This is a genomic window from Acinetobacter sp. WCHAc010052 (assembly GCF_002165295.2).
GTDB classification, from domain to species: domain Bacteria; phylum Pseudomonadota; class Gammaproteobacteria; order Pseudomonadales; family Moraxellaceae; genus Acinetobacter; species Acinetobacter chinensis.
In genome coordinates this window covers 1622968-1641862 of the sequence record NZ_CP032143.1, presented here as the reverse complement: position 1 = coordinate 1641862, position 18895 = coordinate 1622968, and the positions used below count along the sequence as shown (strand labels likewise).

Genomic DNA, 18895 nt, shown 5'->3' with positions numbered 1-18895 from the left:
TTTTTTATGAAATTAGAACTCGATCAGGATGGTCATCTGATTGATCATACCATCTGGGATAAGACAGTCGCTCAGGAACTGGCTGACAGTCTGAATCTTGAACTCAGTGAATGGCATATCGAAATTCTGATGGCTGTACGACAGTTCTATCAACAGTTTGGACATTCACCTGCGACCCGCCCTCTGATTAAATTTCTCATGAAAACAGTCGGTCCTGAGATTGATAATGCAGTTTTACAGGAACGCTTCAACACCGGACTTGTCGCACGGCATTTAAGCAGACTTGCTGGAATTCCTAAGCCTGCAAACTGCTTATAGAAACATGATCATGCTGTTCACGCCTGTTTATCACGGCTCGCTACGAACTGATGATACACCTGAGTAAATACAGGTTTAACCTGTCTTGCGTGAACAGGTTCACCACATTCTGAACAGACAACCACCGGGCTGAATGAATGATTACAACTTTTATGGATGAAATCTACAGGTCGACCCTTTCCTTCATCCATCCATTTATCCCCCCAGGCGGCCATCCCCAGTAATACGGGATACAGCTCAAGTCCTTTTTCACTCAGGCGATATTCAAATCTTTCCTGTCTATCCATATATGGTGTTCTGACCAGGATTTCATATTCAACCAGTCTTTTCAGGCGGTCTGACAGTACATGCCTGGTCACGCCCAGATTCTGCTGAAAATCATCAAAACGTCGAATACCCATAAAAGCATTACGTAATATCAGCATTGTCCAGCGGTCACCAATCACCGAAAGTGTCCGTGCAATCGAACACGGTTGGTCACCCACATCATCCCATTTCATTTATATCGTCAGTGCCATATTGCAGATGGTTTAAAACTAAAGGAATTTTGCAGGTTTGCAAAGTGTTGATGAAAGATATTTCAAAAAAACAGAATTAAACCATACAACTCACAACATCCTGAAGTTGAAAATATTGATCATTCAAAAAAAGAAAAGCCACTGATTCAGTGGCTATAAAGGATCATCAATGCTCAGTTGATGTATTAAAGTCAGATACATCAAACCAGGGAAAATCTGCTGTATCTGACTTTAATACGGCTATCATATAAAGAAACGTTTATCATTTTCAGACATTTTTATGTCATTTCCTGACAATCAGTCTTTTCAACTTTACACTCGGTATAAAATATCACTATCACACTGAAAAGCATTTTATTTTTAGACAGTTAAAATCTTTTTTATGTATTTAAAAGACAAAAATAAAGCCTCAAATGAGGCTTTATTTACATCTTAAATGATGATTTATGCAGCTGAACGTTCAGCAATCGGTACAACTTTACGCAGTTCAGGACCAGTATAATCCGCACTTGGACGAATGATACGGTTATCTGCACGCTGTTCCATCACATGCGCTGCCCAACCTGTTACACGCGACATTACAAAGATTGGTGTGAACAGTTTGGTTGCGATGTCCATAAAGTGGTATGCAGAAGCATGGAAGAAGTCTGCATTACAGAACAGTTTCTTCTCACGCCACATCACTTCTTCACAACGTACTGATACTGGATAAAGAACTGTATCACCTACATCTTTCGCCAGTTTCTCAGACCAGATTTTGATGATGCCGTTACGTGGATCATTGTCTTTGTAGATCGCATGACCGAAGCCCATGATCTTTTCTTTACGTTCCAGTTTACCCAGCATTTCCCGTTCAGCTTCTTCAGGAGATGTCCAGTTTTCAATCATTTCCATCGCAGCTTCGTTTGCACCGCCATGAAGTGGACCACGAAGTGAACCAATTGCACCGGTGATACATGAATGCATATCTGACAAAGTCGATGCACATACACGCGCTGTGAATGTCGATGCGTTGAATTCATGCTCAGCATAAAGAATCAGTGATACATTCATCACTTGCTCATGCAGTTCATTTGGTTTTTCACCACGAAGTAAGTGAAGGAACTGAGCACCGATTGAATCATCATCTGTGTTTTCTTCGATACGTACGCCATCATGGCTGTAACGGTACCAGTAGCAAATGATTGCAGGTAAAGTCGCAAGAATACGGTCTGCAACATCCTGCTGCTCATCGAATGATTTTTCAGTTTCGATGTTACCGAGCATGGATACACCTGTACGCATCACATCCATTGGGTGTGAATCCGCAGGAATGCGCTCAAGTACTTCTTTCAATGCCTGTGGTAACTGGCGAAGCGATTTTAATTTTGCTTTATATGCTGCAAGCTGTTCAGTCGTTGGTAATTCACCAAAGAAAATTAAGTATGCAACTTCTTCGAACTGGCAGTTCTCTGCAAGATCCTGAACATCATAACCGCGGTAAGTTAAGCCTGCGCCACTTTTACCAACAGTTGATAATGCAGTTTTACCTGCAACCTGACCACGCAATCCTGCGCCTGTGAGTACTTTTCCTTCAGCCATTTTTATTTTCCTTCTGTGAACAGTTTGTCTAATGTATTTTCAAAAGTATGATAATCGAGGAATTCGTAAAGTTCTTTACGCTGCTGCATAATATCCAGCACATTGACCTGCGTACCGTTTTCACGGATTGAACGGAATACTTCAAGTGCAGCTTTCTGCATTGCACGTGTTGCAGACAATGGATAAAGCACCATTGAAATGCCCTGTTCGCCCAGTTCCTGAGTAGTGTAATAAGGTGTATCACCAAACTCAGTAATGTTCGCCAGTACCGGCACACCCACTGCATCGCAGACTGTTTTATACATCGTGATATCAGTCATCGCTTCAGCAAAGATTGCATCTGCACCCGCTTCCACACATGCACATGCACGGTCAATTACAGCCTGTAAACCTTCTTTCTGCAGTGCATCTGTACGCGCCATCACCACAAAGTTGGAGTCAGTTTTTGCATCTACCGCAGCTTTAATACGATCAACCATTTCCTGCTGGGAAACGATCTCTTTATTTGGACGGTGACCACAACGTTTCTGTGCCACCTGATCTTCGATATGCACAGCAGCAGCACCGGCAGCAATCATTTGCTTCACAGTACGTGCAATATTGAATGCACCACCCCAGCCTGTGTCTATGTCTACAAGTAATGGTGTATCTACACGTTCTGTAATACGACGGACATCTTCCAGTACGTTGTCAAGACTGGTCATCCCTAAATCAGGTAGACCATAAGAATAGTTTGCGACCCCGGCACCTGAAACATAAATAGCTTTGTAACCTACCTGCTTCGCCATCATTGCTGCATAAGCATTGACCGTGCCAATAATTTGTAATGGTTTTTCCACTTCCAGCGCTTGTCTGAATCGCAAACCTGCAGACGATTGTTCTGTCATATTCCCTTCCACAGTTATCACTTCAATTTATTGAGGCTTGAGTATATCCATAAAATTTTATCGAGCTATGACTTTTTAGAATCTATACTCTAAAACTTTAGTCAAATATTCAACAAATATATATTGTTATTTCGGAGTTTCATATTTGTGAGTAAATGATTCAGATTGCTTTAATTTCAGGAAATGTGTACATACATTTGCTATAATTGCAATTGTTTTCATTCAGCTTCTATCCGTAAAGTCCTATTGAATATGTCTACAACTCAACCAGAAACCATTAACACCACTCGTGATCAGCCGCAGACCCGGCGCGGTCATGAACGTTGCCTTGCTCTTTTGCTCAGCGCCAACGAACTGTTTCTGGAGCGTGGTTATGACGCTGTATCACTTGATGATATTGTCAATCATGCAGGTGGATCAAAAGCATCCATCTACAAGTTTTTTGGCAATAAAGAAGGCTTATTTACTGCGATCTGCGATTACAGACGTGAACAGTTCTTTACCGACATCTGCCGACCGTTCAACTGCGAACTGGATGATTTACGACAGTACCTGATTCAGACACTGATTAACTTTCAAAGACATATTGTATTACCTCAAAATGCAGCATTTCTTCGTCTGATTCTGGAACAGGCACAGCGAAACTCAGTACTTGCAGACTATATTATTGAACAGGGGCCCAAGCATATCCAGTGTTCAATTTCCAATGCGCTGACTCAGGCACATGAAGCAGGTCTCATTAACTGTCCTCGACCTGATTTTTCGGCTCAGTTTTATTTTGGTATTATCCGTGAGCTGGAATGGCGTATTCTGATGAATATGAAAGTTGATGAAGATGAACAGGAAACCATCAACTATATCCATTACTGCGTGGACAGATTCCTCGATGGTCATCAATAGGTCTAATTTTTTTTGCATTTTTCTGTTCATATAGTATATTTACCGATTCCTTTTTTTCCATTAACCAACCAACAACTAATTGTTGTTCTTTTCTGATTCAGCAATTATTGTGGAGTAACCATGGCTCTACGTCACTTCCTTACTTTACGCGATTTATCAACCCTGGAACTGAACCAGATTCTGCAACGCGCAATCGAACTCAAGCGCAAACAGCATAACAATGAAGTGTTTCAGCCATTTGTTGGTAAAGTGATGGGTATGATTTTTGAAAAATCGAGCACCCGCACGCGAGTATCGTTTGAAGCAGGCATGAGCCAGTTTGGTGGCAGTGCTATTTTCCTTTCTTCACGTGATACCCAGCTGGGTCGCGGTGAACCGATTGAAGACTCAGCACGTGTGATTTCAAGCATGCTGGATATCGTCATGATCCGTACCTTTGGTCATGACATTGTTGAACGTTTTGCTTCCTACTCAAAAGTTCCTGTTATCAATGCACTGACAGATGACCATCATCCATGCCAGCTGCTTGCAGATATGCAGACATTCATTGAACACCGTGGTTCAATTGAAGGTAAAACAGTTGCATGGATTGGTGACGGCAACAATATGTGTAATTCATATGTTGAAGCAGCACATATGTGGGGCTTTACCCTGAAAATCGCATCACCTAAAGGCTATGAGCCAAAACCTGAGTTTCTCTCTGAATTTGCTCACTGTGTTGAACTGGTGGACTCTGCCGAAGATGCTGCAGTCAATGCTGACCTGATTGTCACTGACGTCTGGGCAAGCATGGGACAGGAAGAAGAACAGAAAATCCGTGAAAAAGCATTTGCCGACTATCAGGTCAATGAAAAACTGATGGATCTTGCTCATCCTGACTGTCTGTTCATGCACTGCTTGCCTGCACACCGTGGTGAGGAAATTTCTGAAAACCTGCTCGATCACAAAAATGCTGTTGTCTGGGATGAAGCAGAAAACCGCTTACACGCACAGAAAGCACTGGTTGAATTTCTGATCAATGAAAATCTGAAAAAAGATTAATTGCAATTTGCCTGTACAGATTATATTTTTTATAAATTAAGATCTGTGCAGGCAATATTTTGAATAAACACGATAATAATAAATCCAGTCACACCAGCCCCATCATTTTCGTCGCGGGTGCTACAGGCGCAATTGGTTTTAAACTCTGTTTAATACTGAAACAACACAATTATCAGGTATACGGTACCACTCGCTCCATTCCGAAGTTCACTTCATAATCTGTAAGCTGCCAATAAGACTGAATCAGCATAGAAGAACGTGTGTGTACGATCATAATGCTTAAACGCCGCAATATTCCCTGATAAGATACTTAATAAAATAGAAAGCTGCTTTCTAATGTAAAATATAATTTATTTCAATACTTTAAAGTTATTTTTTAAGGAGCTTCTCTAATGAGTTTACTTTCTTTTGATGATTTACTGGATCAATTAGCTTTTAATAATCAGCAATCTGCTGAATACGAATTCATAAAATTTATTCATGAGAATAACTATTGGGAATTTTTTTTAGATAATTATAAGTTTGATGAAGTAATTACAAATGGATTTAAAGAAGAATTTCATCTTTTTTGGATTGAACGTGGCGAATTCATACGTAGCCAAATTAATGATGACAGAAAACTTGTAGACATGCTTTGGGAAGTACTCCCTCCATATGAAGGAAAAGAAGTAACTCTTTATAGAGGGGAAAATATTGAAAGATTTAAACAAAACAAAATAGGCTTATGTTGGACTTCAGACCTAGCTGTCGCAAAAAGGTTTTCAACAAGAAATGCATGCAATAATGGCAGTATAATTTTATCTGCAAAAGCAGATAAGAGCATTATAATTACAGGCACACATTCTCATAGTAAATACTTAGATGAAAATGAATTTACTATTGATCCTTTTAAGCTAAAAGATATTAAAATCGAATGATATTTTAGCCTGAGCTCATTACAACATACGCAAAAGCATTTCAAAATCTATCCCGTAACATCCTAACAAATCCTAAAATAACCCACAATTATATCAACATTCTTTATGGTTTATCTTATTACTCATCACATGTAAGCGTAATGCAAAAATTCGTGAAACAGGTACTGCTCATTTAATTGGAGCTGCACAAAGTATTTCATGTCAAAAATTTATTGCCCAAAGTATTGCCTTTGCTCATGAACCATCAGCATCAAAAATAAATGAAGATAGCCCATTAGCCATCAGTTCAGACAATGAAATTATTAAATATAATGCTTTGAATATCTCAGATATGGAATCCAGAATTCACCAAAGCCAGCTGAACCATGTAATTCTTCGCTACGGTAAACTCTATGGTCCTGCCACAGGCTGCAATAAAGCATCAGAAGGCTCAATCCATGTTGATGTGGCTGCTCATGCAGCTTATCTTGCAATCAACAATGGTTCAGGCACGTATCTGATTGTTGAAGAAGATCAGACTTACAGTTCCGAAAAAGCAAAAATTGAACTGGATTTAGATACATTCTATCGCTGGAAAACACAACACATCTGACTGAATTTGCGTATAATTAATCCATAATTTTAATAAGTGATTTATCATGCATTTACAAAAAACATTACTGGGGCTGATTACTCTTTGCATTTCTGCATATACAGCTGCCGTACCTACAGAACTGGATCATTATCTGATCCAGAAACAGATTACTGACTCAAAGCATGTCATAAAAAATGCAGATGCACTGAATGAAATACTGGATGTCATCAGTGATGAAGATTCCCGAACAATGCCTTATCAGATTGATCAAAACACTATTATTGAAGATATGCGTGTGTTTGCAGACCATACTGATTTTACAGGTCTGATTACATCATCCGACTTTACTCAGTTTGCGGCAGATATCGGTCAAAAAGAAGTGAAAAAGCTGATACATCAGAATATGCTGCAAAACTGCAATCAGTTTTTTGAGCATGAGTTTCAAAAACGAAATCCCTACTATGTTCAACTGACACTGACTTCAGACAAGCAGACTTACATCAGTAAACTTAAAAATACTGAATGTCAGTTCAAATAACTGTGTCAGGCAGGTATCAGGTACTATTTTCAACAAATAAAGGACTTTACCTGATCAACCCATTGGGCTGTAAAATAATAATTGCAGCCCCGGTCAGTACCACCATGCCTCCCATAATATCCCATCGGCTTAACTCAACCTGATCGACAAATCTCAGCCATATCAATGCGGTAAAAATATAGATACCACCATAGGCTGCATAAATCCGCCCAGATGCTGCCGGATGCAAAGTCAACAGCCAGACAAATACGCCAAGTGCAATAACTGTAGGTAACCAGAACCAGTGACTTTTGCCCTGATTTAAAATCAGATAAGGAAAATAACAGCCCAGTATTTCCGCAACAGCTGTCACCACAAATAATGCAAAAGTACTCAAAACCTTTGTTAAATCAATGTCCATTCAAATTCCAGGGATCACCAGTATTAAAGTTCTTCATAAATAAAAACCCGTGATGTACACGGGTCTCTATCTTAAGTTTATGACCAGTTAAGCAGGTTCAGCTGTCTCATCTTCAAACACTTCAAGCTTAAGACCAACAGCCCTGCCATCTTCTTTCTTCACAGAAACAGCAACATTTCCACCATGTTCTGCCAGCTCACCAAACAGAATCATCTCTGCCAGTGGCTTTTTCAGATGCTCCTGAATCAATCGTTGCATTGGCCGGGCACCCATCAGGCGGTCATAACCATTTTCAGCCATCCATTCACGTGCATCCTGATCCACCTCCAGAATAACCCGTTTCTCATCCAGCTGCGCCTGAAGCTCGGTCAGGAATTTATCCACGACATTTTCAATGATCGTCACTGGCAATGCCTTGAACTGAATCACCCCATCCAGGCGGTTACGGAATTCAGGAGAAAATGCTTTTTTCATTGCATCCTGATTGTCCAGACTGTTGTCCTGTTCCATAAAGCCAATGCTGACTCGTGAAATACTTTCTGCACCAATATTGGTGGTCAGTACAATCACCACATTACGGAAATCTGACTTACGCCCATTGTTGTCGGTCAGCGAACCATGATCCATGATCTGCAGAAGCAGATTGAAAACATCTGGATGCGCTTTTTCAATTTCATCCAGCAGCAACACACAATGTGGGTTTTTATGGATTGCATCAGTCAGTAAACCACCCTGATCAAAACCAACATAACCTGGAGGTGCACCAATCAACCGCGAAACAGCATGACGCTCCATGTACTCAGACATATCAAAACGTACGAGCTCAACACCCATCAGTTTTGCAAGCTGCTTGGTCACTTCTGTTTTACCAACCCCTGTAGGACCGGCGAATACAAAACTTCCGACAGGCTTGTCTGGAGATTTCAGTCCTGCACGTGACAGCTTAATAGCCGATGAGAGCGCTTCAATCGCTTCATCCTGTCCAAACACCACACGTTTCAGATCACGCTCAAGATGCTCAAGGACTGTTTTATCATCTTTAGAAACAGTTTTTGGCGGAATACGGGCAATTTTTGAAACGATATCTTCAATATTTTCAACCGTAATCAGTGTATCGTCCTGTTCTGCCTTGAGACGACGCTGTGCGCCAGCTTCATCAATGACGTCAATCGCCTTATCAGGCAGAAAACGGTCATTAATAAATTTTGCTGACAGTTCTACAGCTGAAACCAAAGCTTTATCATCATATTTCACATGATGAAACTCTTCAAAACGTGATTTCAGACCACGCAGAATATCAATGGATTCGGAAAGTGAAGGCTCATTGACATCAATTTTCTGGAAACGGCGTGAAAGTGCATGATCCTTTTCAAATACCTGACGGTATTCCTGGAAAGTGGTTGAACCAATACAGCGCAGTGTTCCGTTTGCCAGAGCAGGTTTGATTAAGTTGGAAGCATCCATAGTGCTGCCCATACTTGAACCAGCACCAATAATCATATGAATTTCATCAATAAAAAGAATAGCTTCCGGTTTCTTTTTCAATGCATTCAGCAACTGTTTCAGGCGTTTTTCAAAATCACCGCGGTATTTGGTACCTGCGACCAGCGCACCAATATCCAGGCTGTAGACTTCTGCGTTCAACAGCGGTTTTGGCGCTTTACCGTTTACGATTAACCATGCCAGACCTTCCGCAATGGAGGTTTTACCCACACCAGGATCACCGACCAGCAATGGATTGTTTTTACGGCGACGGCATAAAATCTGCGCGGCACGTTCAATCTCTTTCTCACGACCAATCAGTGGATCAGCTTTACCTTTCTGGGCTTCGGTATTCAGATTTGTTGTATAAAGCTCCAGAGGACCTGCGCTCGCTGACGATGCAGACTCTCCGTCCAGTTCTTCAACTTCTTCTTCAGCCTGCACTTCTTCCTTGCGTGTTCCGTGTGACAGATACTGAGTCAGCGTCAAACGGTTAATCTGATGACGTTTGAGCAGATAAACCGCAAATGAATCCCGCTCCGAATACATGGCAACCAGAATGTCTGCACCTTCAACCATGCGATCACCACCACTGGATTGCACATGGAAAATTGCTCTTTGCAGGATCCGATCAAAACTTTCTGTAGGATGTGGGTTTTGTTCGCTGTTTTCACCAAGTTTAGGTGTGTGTTGTTCTACGTATTCTTCCAGCTCTTTGCGAAGCACAATAATGTCTGCTCCGCATGCTTTCAGTGCATTGACCGCAGAATCATTATCCAGTAATGCCAGTAATAAATGTTCAACCGTTAGAAACTCATGTCTCTTCTGACGAGCCATGCTGACAGCCAAACGTAATGATACTTCCAATTGACGACTGAGCATGCAACCCCCTTAATTTTTTGGCTCAATCTGACAAAGTAATGGATGACCTTGTGATCGAGCGTAATTATTGACCTGGTTCGCTTTCGTTTCCGCGATGTCTCTTGGATATACGCCTGCAACACCTTTTCCTTCATAATGTACTGTTAGCATTACTTGAGTAGCCTGGTCAAGATTCATTGCAAAGTATTGTTGTAAAATTTCAATTACAAAGTCCATTGGCGTGTAATCATCGTTCATTAAAAGAACAGCGTACATCGGTGGACGTTTCAGTTCCGGTGGAGCTGTCTGTACTGCAATTTCCCCGTGATCCTCATCCTGAGGTACGTCACTCATACGTGGACTGAGATGCCAGTCCACATAGCCAGACTGATGAAAGGCGTTTTTTACTTCGTTCAGGCAGGTTTGACGTCTAAGTGTTCTCATAAGTTTCTGTTTCGTATTTATTGAGCATTTGCTTCTGCTTGAGGTATCTCAGCAATAAATGCGGATGGTGCTTCCACTGCGGCGCCACGGGCCCAGCTGAAGCGTTTGATCACAGGTGTTGCACCTGTGAGACGTACTTCAATGAACTGAGGGACAAAACCTTTCGGCATCGTCCATCGACCGGTCAGTCGCTCATAATCTTCAAAATTGAACTGATTATCTTCCAGTGGTACCACCAGCACCTCAGTTCCACGGATCAGGCGGATTTCAACAGAGCCTGAAGCACGGCGCTTGCCTGGACTGACCTGCACCAGATCCACCTGATATTCATAAGCATTTTCAGGCAGGGATTTCACACCTAGATTCTGAACAGTCAGACTCAGTCCACCACGCTGACGCAGCACTTCCCGATAAGTTAAGCTCATACTGTCATTCTGTGCTTTATCTTCACGGGCCTGATTCAGAGCCTTATACAGGTCATTTGAATTACTGACAGCAACATCACGCTCCTGTACAGCCGTATTCAGGCTTTTATTCAGACCTTCCAGGCTTGCTTTCTGCTTCTGAACCACATCGACCAGCTGCTCAGCATCTGCATCAAAACCAACGACTGTTAACCCCTGACGGTGTCCAACCGTATATCCAAGCACACCACTGCCAAGCACAAGAATGGCTGCACCAATTGCTAAAGGTGTATTTTTACTCAGAAAAGGCTGTTTCTTATGTTCAGTCTGTTGTGACGTGATATTTGAGTCTGTATTTTGCATCGTCATCTCTGATCATTGCTGAAGTCAATGACACACATTTAACTCCAAAGCTAAATGTGTGTGAAGTTGAAAATCGTTTTTTATGGTAATAATCCAATGCCCTGAAGACCTGCATCTTCTGCAAAGCCAAACATCAGGTTCATATTCTGCACTGCCTGTCCTGCCGCACCTTTGACCAGATTATCCTGAACAGAAAGTACAACCAGTTTCTTCGGCTGAGGTTTATACAATGCGATGCGCAGCTGGTTGGCACCACGTACTGAACGTGTTTCAGGTAAGCTGTTGGCAGGCATTACATCAACAAACAATTCATCTGCATAAAACTTTTCATATAAGTTTTGCAGATCGGCAGCATCACCAGCATCGGTCAGATCAACATATATCGTACTGAGCATGCCACGGATCATCGGAACAAGATGTGGCACAAATAAAATATGATTAAATACGCCTTTCTGACCTGAAATATTTTCCAGCGCTTCTACAATTTCAGGGTGATGACGATGTCCTGCAACGCCATACGCCTTGAAATTATCCGCATTTTCAGAATAGATCATACCCAGGCTGGCTTTACGTCCTGCACCTGATACCCCAGACTTCGCATCAATAATAATACTTTCAGGTTTCACCAGTGTTTCAGCCTGGTTGAACAGCGGCGCAAGTCCAAGCTGAACTGTAGTCGGATAACAGCCAGGATTACCAATCACCTGTGCTTTTTTAATTTTTTCGCGGTTGAGTTCGGACAGACCATAAACCGCATCTTTTAAAACATCCGGGCAGGCATGCTGCATGCCATACCATTTTTCAAACTGTTCCAGATCCTGCAGACGGAAGTCAGCAGCAAGATCAACCACTTTGGTATTTGCTGCAAGCAATTCTTCTGCATGCTTCATAGCAACACCATGTGGTGTTGCAAAAAATACAACATCACACTTTTTCAGTTCGTCAATATTCAGATCTGAGTAGCAAAGGTCAGTATGTCCACGCAGGCTTGGGAACATATCATCCACACGGCGTCCATTTTCGGTACGTGATGTCAGTACATTGACCTGTACATCTGGATGACGCAGCAACAAACGTAGCAATTCAACGCCTGTATACCCTGTTCCACCAACAATACCCACTGAAATCACGTGCTTTACCTCTATAATTTAAGTATCCATTTTCAGCCCCATAGTATGACAGGAAGTTCTGATTTTCTGAACTGTTTTACCTGGGATTAAATTTTTATTTATGTTTTGTCTGTACTTAATCAATATTCAGTTTTATCACTTCAGATGATGAGGATACCTGGTCATATTTAAAGACTGGAATTGCTTAGGCTATTTTTCACAACATCCGGCACGCACGCCAAACTCTGTGATCTATAAAATTTCATTTCATGGTTAAAAAGCACAAAAAACAAGGCTTTCAAACAGATTAAAATTTATTTATTATCATAAGTATATATTAAAAATCAAATCCACCTCATGCTTCCTGTTATTGCTGCTATCATTATCCTTTTTATTATTTATCATTACAGGCTATATCTTGCTGATGCATACTCAGCCGAGTATTTTCTCTTTTTGATCCTTGCTTTTATTGTATTCTGCCTGATCAGAAACAGTCGGTTTTTACACTGAAAAAACTCCTGAGAAAAACATACTCCACCTTATCAGATCAATGCCACCACCACGGCATCACACCACTTTTTAAAATTTTCCGATGATTTTTATAATCTGAATCATGCTTTTCAACTTCTGACCAGAATGCAGGACTGTGATCAAAATAACGTGTATGTGCCAGCTCATGTACACAGACATAGCGTGCAACAGCCTGATCACAAAGCACTAGAGCGCTGTTCAGCATAATATCATGCCGAGCTGTACAACTGCCCCATCGTGTTTTAGGCTGACGAACCGAACAGTCAGCAAACCTTAAACCGGTCTGATAACTCACCTGCTGTAAATAAACAGGTAAATGATATTTTGCATAAGCAATCACAAATGCTTTTAAATAACGTGCCGGTTCACGGTCGCTGATGAAAAGCTGATGATTCTTTTCATCCAGTACATAAGAGTTTTTCTGAGTCCGATAAACAATCTGTAAAGGCTGTGCTGAATTAAACAGCTTTAATGCCAAAGGCAGTTCTTTATCAAGCTGCCCTGCTTGTTCCTGCTGTTTTTGCCAGGTTTCAATCATCCATTGTTCAGACTGTTTTAAAAAATCCTGAATCTGACGTTTGGTGCAAAATTTTGGCACAGTTAATTTAATTTGAGTAGGTTCTACACGCAAGCGTAATCGAGTTGCTCGTGCATGATGGGTGATCTGAATTTCGGGGAGGTTTGGGGTCATTTTGTGCTTTTATTGAAATTTTTATAAAAACTCAGAAAATGGAACTTAAATCAGTATTCAAAAAAGTATCGGGAGTCCCTTCTCCCTTGGGGAGAAGGCTAGGATGAGGGGCTTTAAAAAATTACCTCTCCCTAACCCTCTCCTTAAAGGAGAGGGAACTTACAACTAACTAAACCGCAGTACGTTCTTCAATACCGTTATCTGTCGCAACAACTGCAATATCAGCTTTATTAATGGCAAAAATACCATTACATACTACCCCCGGAATATCATTCAAGGTTTTTTCCAACTCTAAAGCATTTAAAATATTCAGGTTATGTACATCCAGGATCACATTACCATTGTCAGTAACGACACCTTCACGATAAACAGGATCGCCACCTAAAGCTACAATTTTACGCGCCACAGCAGAACGTGCCATTGGGATCACTTCTACAGGAAGCGGGAAATCATGACCTAACTGCTCTACCCACTTAGAGTCATCTACAATACATACAAACTTTTTCGCAATCGAAGCCACAATTTTTTCACGGGTCAAAGCAGCACCGCCACCTTTGATCATGTGCATGTGACGGTCAATTTCATCTGCGCCATCAACATAGGCATCCAGACCACCAACATGGTTCATATCTACCACTTCAATGCCAAGTTTTTTAAGACGTTGGGCAGTCGCTTCAGAACTTGCCACAGCCGCTTCAAGCTGTAACTCAGGTAAAAGCTCAATCAGGAAATTTACAGTACTGCCTGTACCCACTCCTAAAATGCCCCCTTTTGGTAAGTGTTTTAAAGCAGCTTGGGCTGCTGCTTGTTTTTTCTCATCCTGGGTTGCATAAAGGCTCATGACATCTCTCAATAAATATTCAATTTACTGCACATTTTGCATAATTTTAAAACGCAAAGGTACAGTGGTTTGTTACAATGGACGCTCATTTTAAACTGTTAGATGGAAAATTAACATGCTGTCTCGTTTGGTTCGACAAATATTACAGGCAACGGTCTATGACGTTGCGATCGAAACCCCACTCGAAGCAGCGCCACGAATTAGTGAAAAACTAAACAACAATATTCGCTTCAAACGCGAAGACTTACAACCTGTCTTTTCTTTCAAACTGCGCGGTGCATACAACCGTATCAGTCAATTACCGAAATCTCAGTTGGAACGTGGCGTTATTACTGCTTCTGCGGGTAACCATGCTCAGGGCGTGGCATTATCCGGTCAAAAGTTAGGTATTCGCGCCATTATTGTGATGCCCAAGACCACACCTGATATTAAAGTTCAGGCAGTAAAACGCTTAGGTGGTGAAGTTGTACTGCACGGCGACTCTTTTGATGTAGCCAATAAATACGCCATTCAACGTGCTGCTGACGAAGGCATGACCTTTATTCCACCGTATGATGATGAACTGGTGATGGCGGGTCAAGGTACCATTGCCAATGAAATTTTACGTCAATGGCGTGATGTTGATTATGTATTCGTTGCTGTCGGTGGTGGCGGTTTAATCGCAGGTGTCGCAGCTTACTTAGGTGATGTTGCACCGCATGTTAAAGTCATTCCTGTGGAATATGATGAATCAGCATGTTTAAAAGCAGCTTTTGAAGCCAATGAACGTGTAATTCTTCCATCTGTAGGTTTATTTGCCGATGGTACGGCTGTTGCGCAAATCGGCGAAAAACCATTTGAAGTCATTCGCTTACAAAAATCTGACAATTCAGGACCAATCGTTGAACGTAACGTTGTACTGGTCAATACTGATGAAATCTGCGCTGCTATCAAAGACACCTATGATGAATGCCGTAGCATCGTTGAACCATCGGGTGCGATGGCTCTGGCAGGTATTAAAAAATATGTTGAAGAACACGGCTTAGAAAATAAAAACATGGTGTCAATTGTTTGTGGTGCAAACATGAACTTTGACCGTTTACGTTATATCGCAGAACGTACTGAACTCGGTGAGCGTAAAGAAGCGATTTTTGCAGTGACCATTCCTGAAGAAAAAGGTTCATTCCTCAACTTCTGCCGTGCCCTGCAAGGTCGCAATATCACTGAATTTAACTACCGTGCAAGCAGTTCTTCAGCAGCTCAGGTTTTTGTTGGTATCAGCTTAAAAGCCGGTGAAAAAGAACGCCATGATATTCATGAGCTTCTCAAAGCACATTATGATGTTGATGATCTGTCTGATGACGAAGTTGCAAAACTGCATATCCGTTATCTGGTGGGTGGTCATGCAGACCTTGAAAATGAACGCCTGTTCCGTGTCGAATTCCCTGAACGTCCAGGTGCATTACTGACATTCCTGGAACGTCTGGGTCCAACACACAACATTACCCTGTTCCATTACCGTAACCACGGTGCTGCGGAAGGTCGTGTGCTGGTGGGCTTGGAAGCAGAAGATGCTCAGCAGAACCCAGATGGTCTGGTTGAAACACTGGAAAGTATCACTTATCCATATGTTGAAATCACCAACAACCTTGGTTATCAGCGTTTTTTAAAATAATCAGCTGATTATTCACCAATAAAAAGAGCAGCTCATTATTCAGCTGCTCTTTTTATTTTCCCTGTTAAATCGTTCCCGAACAATCCAGTACTGCATAATGTTCAATTGAAATATCTTCTGATTTAAACTGCTTTTCAAAATGTTTAATGAACTTTTCAATCCGCACCTCATCATCAGGCACAGCAATCCAGTAATAACTGTCCGCATATATCAGCAACATTTCATAACCAATGGATTTGGCTGACTTTAAAATTTCTTCAAAAACCACATCATAAATCTGATCATTTAAATTGTAATAATGACCAATGATCTGTTTATATTTTTCATAATGTTCCTGCAAAGGCTTCACTTTCTCAGCAATCACTGTCTGTACCAGTGCAGTGTTCACTCGCTTACGCTGAAACACAGCACTTTGCTGAATACCGTTGTCCAGATAATCCAGTAAGTCAATCCGCATCAGATACAAGGGTTGTTGCTCACCACTTACCAGCTGTCCCCACACATAGAAATTTTCAAAGCTGAACCGTTCTTTTTTTGGAGGTATTTTCTGATCCTGAAACTCAGGAAACCATTTCTGCATGATTTTATATATTTTTTTATCATCCATTTTTATTATTCCATGATCACCGTCTTAACTTTATAAGAATAAACAGCCATTATGTCATTCAGATGAAATCCTCTGTGCCTGAATATCCGTAAATTCACACTTTGCCAGCGAACAGGCTTCTAAAATCCCCACAAAAAAAGATATGATGAAGGCTGTGAAATAAGTCTGTCTGGATTCATTCAGACATCATGATGAAAGGAAACTGAATGGCTCAATTTGCGGTTATTGGTCTTGGGAGTTTTGGTGCAACAGTTGCCACTGAACTTGCAGCATTGAATCACGATGTGATTGGAATAGACAGCAACAAAAAATTTGTGGAAAGTATTTCCGATACAATTACCCATGCGGTGATTGCAGATGCAACCGATGAGCGGGTTCTGGATGAACTGAATGTCAAAAACTGTGATGCTGTAGTGGTCGCAATTGGTGATGACATTGAAGCCAGTATTTTATGTGTGCTGCATCTGAAAAACCTGGGTATTGAAAAAATTATGGTGAAAGCCAAATCCAAAGCACACCATATGATACTTTCACACCTGGGGATTACTAAAATTATTCATCCAGAAGAAGATATGGGTATCCGGATTGCACAGTCATTGAGCTACCCTATGGTACGTCGCTATATGGCACTCAACAATAACCGTTATATTGTAAAAGCTGAAATCACAACCACCTTAAAAGGTGCTCAGTTTCAGGCACTGATGGATAACAGCCCCGAAATCAAATCCCTTATGCTCCAACGCGGTTCACATGTGATTTACGAGATTGCACCTGGAACTATCCTTCAGGAAAAAGATATTCTGATCATTGAGGGACCTTTAGAGTCGCTCCGACAGCTTTCCTCACGTTTTTTATGATCAGATCATTATGAAACTATATAAAAAAGAACTGATTAACCGAACACATAACAGTATTAATTTAAGCCCTCCCAGCCTGCTTGCACTGGGATTTCTCAGTTTCATCATACTTGGAACAGTTCTGCTTAAACTGCCCTTTGCAAACTATGGACATCTGAGCTGGATGGATGCCCTGTTTACAGCAACGTCCGCCGTGACCATCACCGGTTTGTCCGTTGTAAACCTGGGCGACTCTCTGACAGTTTTTGGCAAGGTCGTCGTAATGGCTCTGATCCAGTGTGGCGGACTGGGGTTTATGACTTTTGCCATACTGGCTGCACTCAGTCTTTCACCCAAAATTGGGCTGAAACAGCAGATGATGGCGCAGGAAATTATTGGACAGACCAGCTTATCCCGGGTTTCCTTTACCATAAAGGGGGTACTGTTCTATTCCCTGTTTTTTGAAGCCATTGGCACAACGATTCTGACCATTGCCTGGATGCAGGAATATACTTTTCCCAAAGCCTTTTTTTATGCTGCTTTTTACAGCGTTTCTGCATTTAACAATGGTGGTTTTTCACTGTTTCCAAACAGCCTCATGAGCTTCTCAGGTCATTATTTCATTACATTCACCATCAGTATGCTTTATATCATTGGTGGGATTGGTTTTATTGTACTGATGGACATTAAACGAAACCGCAGCTGGAAAAAACTCAGTGCCAACAGTAAATTAATACTCTCAACAATTGCGGGACTGAATCTGTTTGCGTTTATTGTCATCTGGGCACTGGAAGCAGCCAATCCACATACACTCGCTTCCATGAGTATCGGAGATCAGGCACTGAATGCCTGGTTCCATGCAACCGTTCCGCGTTCATCCGGTTTTAACAGCATTGATGTTGGGCAGATGAGTGATGCCGCTTCTTTGGTGACTATGCTGCTGATGTTTATTGGGGGTGGTTCTTTAAGTACCGCTGGCGGCATCAAAGTTGGGACATTTATTATTGTTGTGCTGAGTGTGATTACTTTTTTACGTCGTTCAGATGAAATCCGTGTGTTTAATCATTCAGTTTCAGAAAAAACCACTTTTAAAGCCCTGGCAGTAATTTCCATCACAAGTATGCTGATTTTTATTGGATTTTTCAGCTTATTACTACTGGAACCCAAACATAGATTTTTAGATCTGATGTTTGAAGCCGTTTCTGCCGCCTGTACGGTTGGGCTTTCCCGTGGAATTACAGGTGATTTACAGCCTGCAAGCCTGGTGATTCTGATGTTGTTGATGTTTGCAGGTCGACTGGGACCACTGACCTTAGCCTATCTGATTGCAACACCAAGAAAGAGCCGCTTAAAGCACCCTCAGACTGACATTCAGATTGGATAATCTTCCTGAGATTC

At 41.5% G+C, this 18895-nt stretch carries 20 protein-coding genes; 9 read left to right on the top strand and 11 right to left on the bottom strand.

Features of this window, described 5'->3' with window-relative positions:
* Positions 1-6 precede the first annotated feature (6 nt).
* Positions 7-318, top strand: coding sequence for a TusE/DsrC/DsvC family sulfur relay protein (locus CDG61_RS08105; RefSeq protein ID WP_087550151.1), 312 nt, complete (start codon positions 7-9; stop codon positions 316-318).
* A 17-nt stretch (positions 319-335) separates the two neighbouring features.
* On the opposite strand, the gene CDG61_RS08100 is transcribed toward CDG61_RS08105, so the two are convergent.
* The 3 genes from CDG61_RS08100 to prpB form a co-directional block, all read right to left on the bottom strand.
* Complete coding sequence (locus CDG61_RS08100; RefSeq protein ID WP_087550152.1) at positions 336-818, bottom strand: winged helix-turn-helix transcriptional regulator; 483 nt, start codon at positions 816-818, stop codon at positions 336-338.
* 462 nt (positions 819-1280) lie between these two features.
* Positions 1281-2417 (bottom strand): 2-methylcitrate synthase, encoded by a 1137-nt coding sequence (gene prpC / locus CDG61_RS08095; protein WP_087550153.1) that lies wholly within the window; start codon positions 2415-2417, stop codon positions 1281-1283.
* A 2-nt stretch (positions 2418-2419) separates the two neighbouring features.
* Entirely contained in the window at positions 2420-3304 is an 885-nt protein-coding gene (gene prpB, locus CDG61_RS08090) for a methylisocitrate lyase (RefSeq protein WP_087514408.1), read from the bottom strand.
* A 252-nt stretch (positions 3305-3556) separates the two neighbouring features.
* On the opposite strand from prpB, the gene CDG61_RS08085 reads away from it, so the two are divergent.
* The 5 genes from CDG61_RS08085 to CDG61_RS08065 all read left to right on the top strand — a co-directional run bounded on the left by CDG61_RS08085 (position 3557) and on the right by CDG61_RS08065 (position 7274).
* The gene (locus tag CDG61_RS08085) at positions 3557-4204 is read left to right on the top strand and encodes a TetR/AcrR family transcriptional regulator (RefSeq protein ID WP_087550154.1); all 648 of its coding nucleotides are present in this window, start codon (positions 3557-3559) and stop codon (positions 4202-4204) included.
* 120 nt (positions 4205-4324) lie between these two features.
* A complete protein-coding gene (gene argF, locus CDG61_RS08080) occupies positions 4325-5245 on the top strand; it encodes an ornithine carbamoyltransferase (RefSeq protein WP_087511688.1) in 921 nt (306 codons plus the stop codon).
* A 392-nt stretch (positions 5246-5637) separates the two neighbouring features.
* Entirely contained in the window at positions 5638-6162 is a 525-nt protein-coding gene (locus tag CDG61_RS08075) for a hypothetical protein (protein ID WP_087550155.1), read from the top strand.
* Between the two features lie 331 nt (positions 6163-6493).
* Entirely contained in the window at positions 6494-6754 is a 261-nt protein-coding gene (locus CDG61_RS08070; RefSeq protein WP_087550156.1) for a hypothetical protein, read from the top strand.
* A gap of 46 nt (positions 6755-6800) precedes the next feature.
* Positions 6801-7274: a hypothetical protein gene (locus CDG61_RS08065; RefSeq protein ID WP_087550157.1), complete on the top strand. Its 474-nt coding sequence runs from the start codon at positions 6801-6803 to the stop codon at positions 7272-7274.
* Between the two features lie 46 nt (positions 7275-7320).
* Here the strand turns inward: CDG61_RS08065 and CDG61_RS08060 are convergent, their stop codons facing one another.
* The 7 genes from CDG61_RS08060 to rpiA form a co-directional block, all read right to left on the bottom strand.
* A complete protein-coding gene (locus CDG61_RS08060) occupies positions 7321-7674 on the bottom strand; it encodes a YnfA family protein (RefSeq protein WP_087550158.1) in 354 nt (117 codons plus the stop codon).
* An 87-nt stretch (positions 7675-7761) separates the two neighbouring features.
* On the bottom strand, positions 7762-10038 hold the full coding sequence (clpA, locus tag CDG61_RS08055) for an ATP-dependent Clp protease ATP-binding subunit ClpA (RefSeq protein WP_087511685.1): 2277 nt from the start codon (positions 10036-10038) through the stop codon (positions 7762-7764).
* 9 nt (positions 10039-10047) lie between these two features.
* Positions 10048-10461 (bottom strand): ATP-dependent Clp protease adapter ClpS, encoded by a 414-nt coding sequence (gene clpS, locus CDG61_RS08050; RefSeq protein ID WP_087550159.1) that lies wholly within the window; start codon positions 10459-10461, stop codon positions 10048-10050.
* A gap of 17 nt (positions 10462-10478) precedes the next feature.
* Positions 10479-11228 carry a DUF6776 family protein gene (locus CDG61_RS08045; RefSeq protein ID WP_087511732.1) on the bottom strand — a complete coding sequence of 250 codons (750 nt, stop codon included), beginning with the start codon at positions 11226-11228 and terminating at the stop codon, positions 10479-10481.
* 80 nt (positions 11229-11308) lie between these two features.
* Positions 11309-12358: an N-acetyl-gamma-glutamyl-phosphate reductase gene (argC, locus tag CDG61_RS08040; protein WP_087550160.1), complete on the bottom strand. Its 1050-nt coding sequence runs from the start codon at positions 12356-12358 to the stop codon at positions 11309-11311.
* A gap of 526 nt (positions 12359-12884) precedes the next feature.
* On the bottom strand, positions 12885-13559 hold the full coding sequence (locus CDG61_RS08035) for a SprT family zinc-dependent metalloprotease (RefSeq protein ID WP_087550161.1): 675 nt from the start codon (positions 13557-13559) through the stop codon (positions 12885-12887).
* A gap of 169 nt (positions 13560-13728) precedes the next feature.
* Positions 13729-14400 carry a ribose-5-phosphate isomerase RpiA gene (gene rpiA, locus CDG61_RS08030; protein WP_087511681.1) on the bottom strand — a complete coding sequence of 224 codons (672 nt, stop codon included), beginning with the start codon at positions 14398-14400 and terminating at the stop codon, positions 13729-13731.
* 115 nt (positions 14401-14515) lie between these two features.
* Between rpiA and ilvA the strand changes: the two genes are divergently transcribed.
* Positions 14516-16054 carry a threonine ammonia-lyase, biosynthetic gene (ilvA, locus tag CDG61_RS08025; protein WP_087550162.1) on the top strand — a complete coding sequence of 513 codons (1539 nt, stop codon included), beginning with the start codon at positions 14516-14518 and terminating at the stop codon, positions 16052-16054.
* Between the two features lie 64 nt (positions 16055-16118).
* Here the strand turns inward: ilvA and CDG61_RS08020 are convergent, their stop codons facing one another.
* Positions 16119-16661: a hypothetical protein gene (locus CDG61_RS08020; RefSeq protein ID WP_087550163.1), complete on the bottom strand. Its 543-nt coding sequence runs from the start codon at positions 16659-16661 to the stop codon at positions 16119-16121.
* A gap of 206 nt (positions 16662-16867) precedes the next feature.
* Here CDG61_RS08020 and CDG61_RS08015 point away from each other — a divergent pair, with 206 nt between their 5' ends.
* Together CDG61_RS08015 and CDG61_RS08010 are read left to right on the top strand one after the other, a co-directional pair.
* A complete protein-coding gene (locus CDG61_RS08015) occupies positions 16868-17518 on the top strand; it encodes a potassium channel family protein (RefSeq protein ID WP_087511677.1) in 651 nt (216 codons plus the stop codon).
* A 10-nt stretch (positions 17519-17528) separates the two neighbouring features.
* Positions 17529-18881, top strand: a complete 1353-nt coding sequence (locus CDG61_RS08010) for a TrkH family potassium uptake protein (protein WP_087550164.1) — start codon at positions 17529-17531, stop codon at positions 18879-18881.
* The last annotated feature ends 14 nt before the right edge of the window (positions 18882-18895 follow it).

What these genes read in the sequence shown, in the direction of transcription:
- CDG61_RS08060 (WP_087550158.1), bottom strand. Translation starts at nt 7,674, where the DNA reads ATGGACATTGATTTAACAAAGGTTTTGAGTACTTTTGCATTATTTGTG.
- CDG61_RS08085 (WP_087550154.1), top strand. Translation starts at nt 3,557, where the DNA reads ATGTCTACAACTCAACCAGAAACCATTAACACCACTCGTGATCAGCCG.
- CDG61_RS08100 (WP_087550152.1), bottom strand. Translation starts at nt 818, where the DNA reads ATGAAATGGGATGATGTGGGTGACCAACCGTGTTCGATTGCACGGACA.
- clpS (WP_087550159.1), bottom strand. Translation starts at nt 10,461, where the DNA reads ATGAGAACACTTAGACGTCAAACCTGCCTGAACGAAGTAAAAAACGCC.
- CDG61_RS08010 (WP_087550164.1), top strand. Translation starts at nt 17,529, where the DNA reads ATGAAACTATATAAAAAAGAACTGATTAACCGAACACATAACAGTATT.
- rpiA (WP_087511681.1), bottom strand. Translation starts at nt 14,400, where the DNA reads ATGAGCCTTTATGCAACCCAGGATGAGAAAAAACAAGCAGCAGCCCAA.
- argF (WP_087511688.1), top strand. Translation starts at nt 4,325, where the DNA reads ATGGCTCTACGTCACTTCCTTACTTTACGCGATTTATCAACCCTGGAA.
- CDG61_RS08035 (WP_087550161.1), bottom strand. Translation starts at nt 13,559, where the DNA reads ATGACCCCAAACCTCCCCGAAATTCAGATCACCCATCATGCACGAGCA.
- clpA (WP_087511685.1), bottom strand. Translation starts at nt 10,038, where the DNA reads ATGCTCAGTCGTCAATTGGAAGTATCATTACGTTTGGCTGTCAGCATG.
- prpC (WP_087550153.1), bottom strand. Translation starts at nt 2,417, where the DNA reads ATGGCTGAAGGAAAAGTACTCACAGGCGCAGGATTGCGTGGTCAGGTT.
- CDG61_RS08020 (WP_087550163.1), bottom strand. Translation starts at nt 16,661, where the DNA reads ATGGATGATAAAAAAATATATAAAATCATGCAGAAATGGTTTCCTGAG.
- CDG61_RS08015 (WP_087511677.1), top strand. Translation starts at nt 16,868, where the DNA reads ATGGCTCAATTTGCGGTTATTGGTCTTGGGAGTTTTGGTGCAACAGTT.
- CDG61_RS08075 (WP_087550155.1), top strand. Translation starts at nt 5,638, where the DNA reads ATGAGTTTACTTTCTTTTGATGATTTACTGGATCAATTAGCTTTTAAT.
- CDG61_RS08105 (WP_087550151.1), top strand. Translation starts at nt 7, where the DNA reads ATGAAATTAGAACTCGATCAGGATGGTCATCTGATTGATCATACCATC.
- CDG61_RS08070 (WP_087550156.1), top strand. Translation starts at nt 6,494, where the DNA reads ATGGAATCCAGAATTCACCAAAGCCAGCTGAACCATGTAATTCTTCGC.
- ilvA (WP_087550162.1), top strand. Translation starts at nt 14,516, where the DNA reads ATGCTGTCTCGTTTGGTTCGACAAATATTACAGGCAACGGTCTATGAC.
- CDG61_RS08045 (WP_087511732.1), bottom strand. Translation starts at nt 11,228, where the DNA reads ATGCAAAATACAGACTCAAATATCACGTCACAACAGACTGAACATAAG.
- CDG61_RS08065 (WP_087550157.1), top strand. Translation starts at nt 6,801, where the DNA reads ATGCATTTACAAAAAACATTACTGGGGCTGATTACTCTTTGCATTTCT.
- prpB (WP_087514408.1), bottom strand. Translation starts at nt 3,304, where the DNA reads ATGACAGAACAATCGTCTGCAGGTTTGCGATTCAGACAAGCGCTGGAA.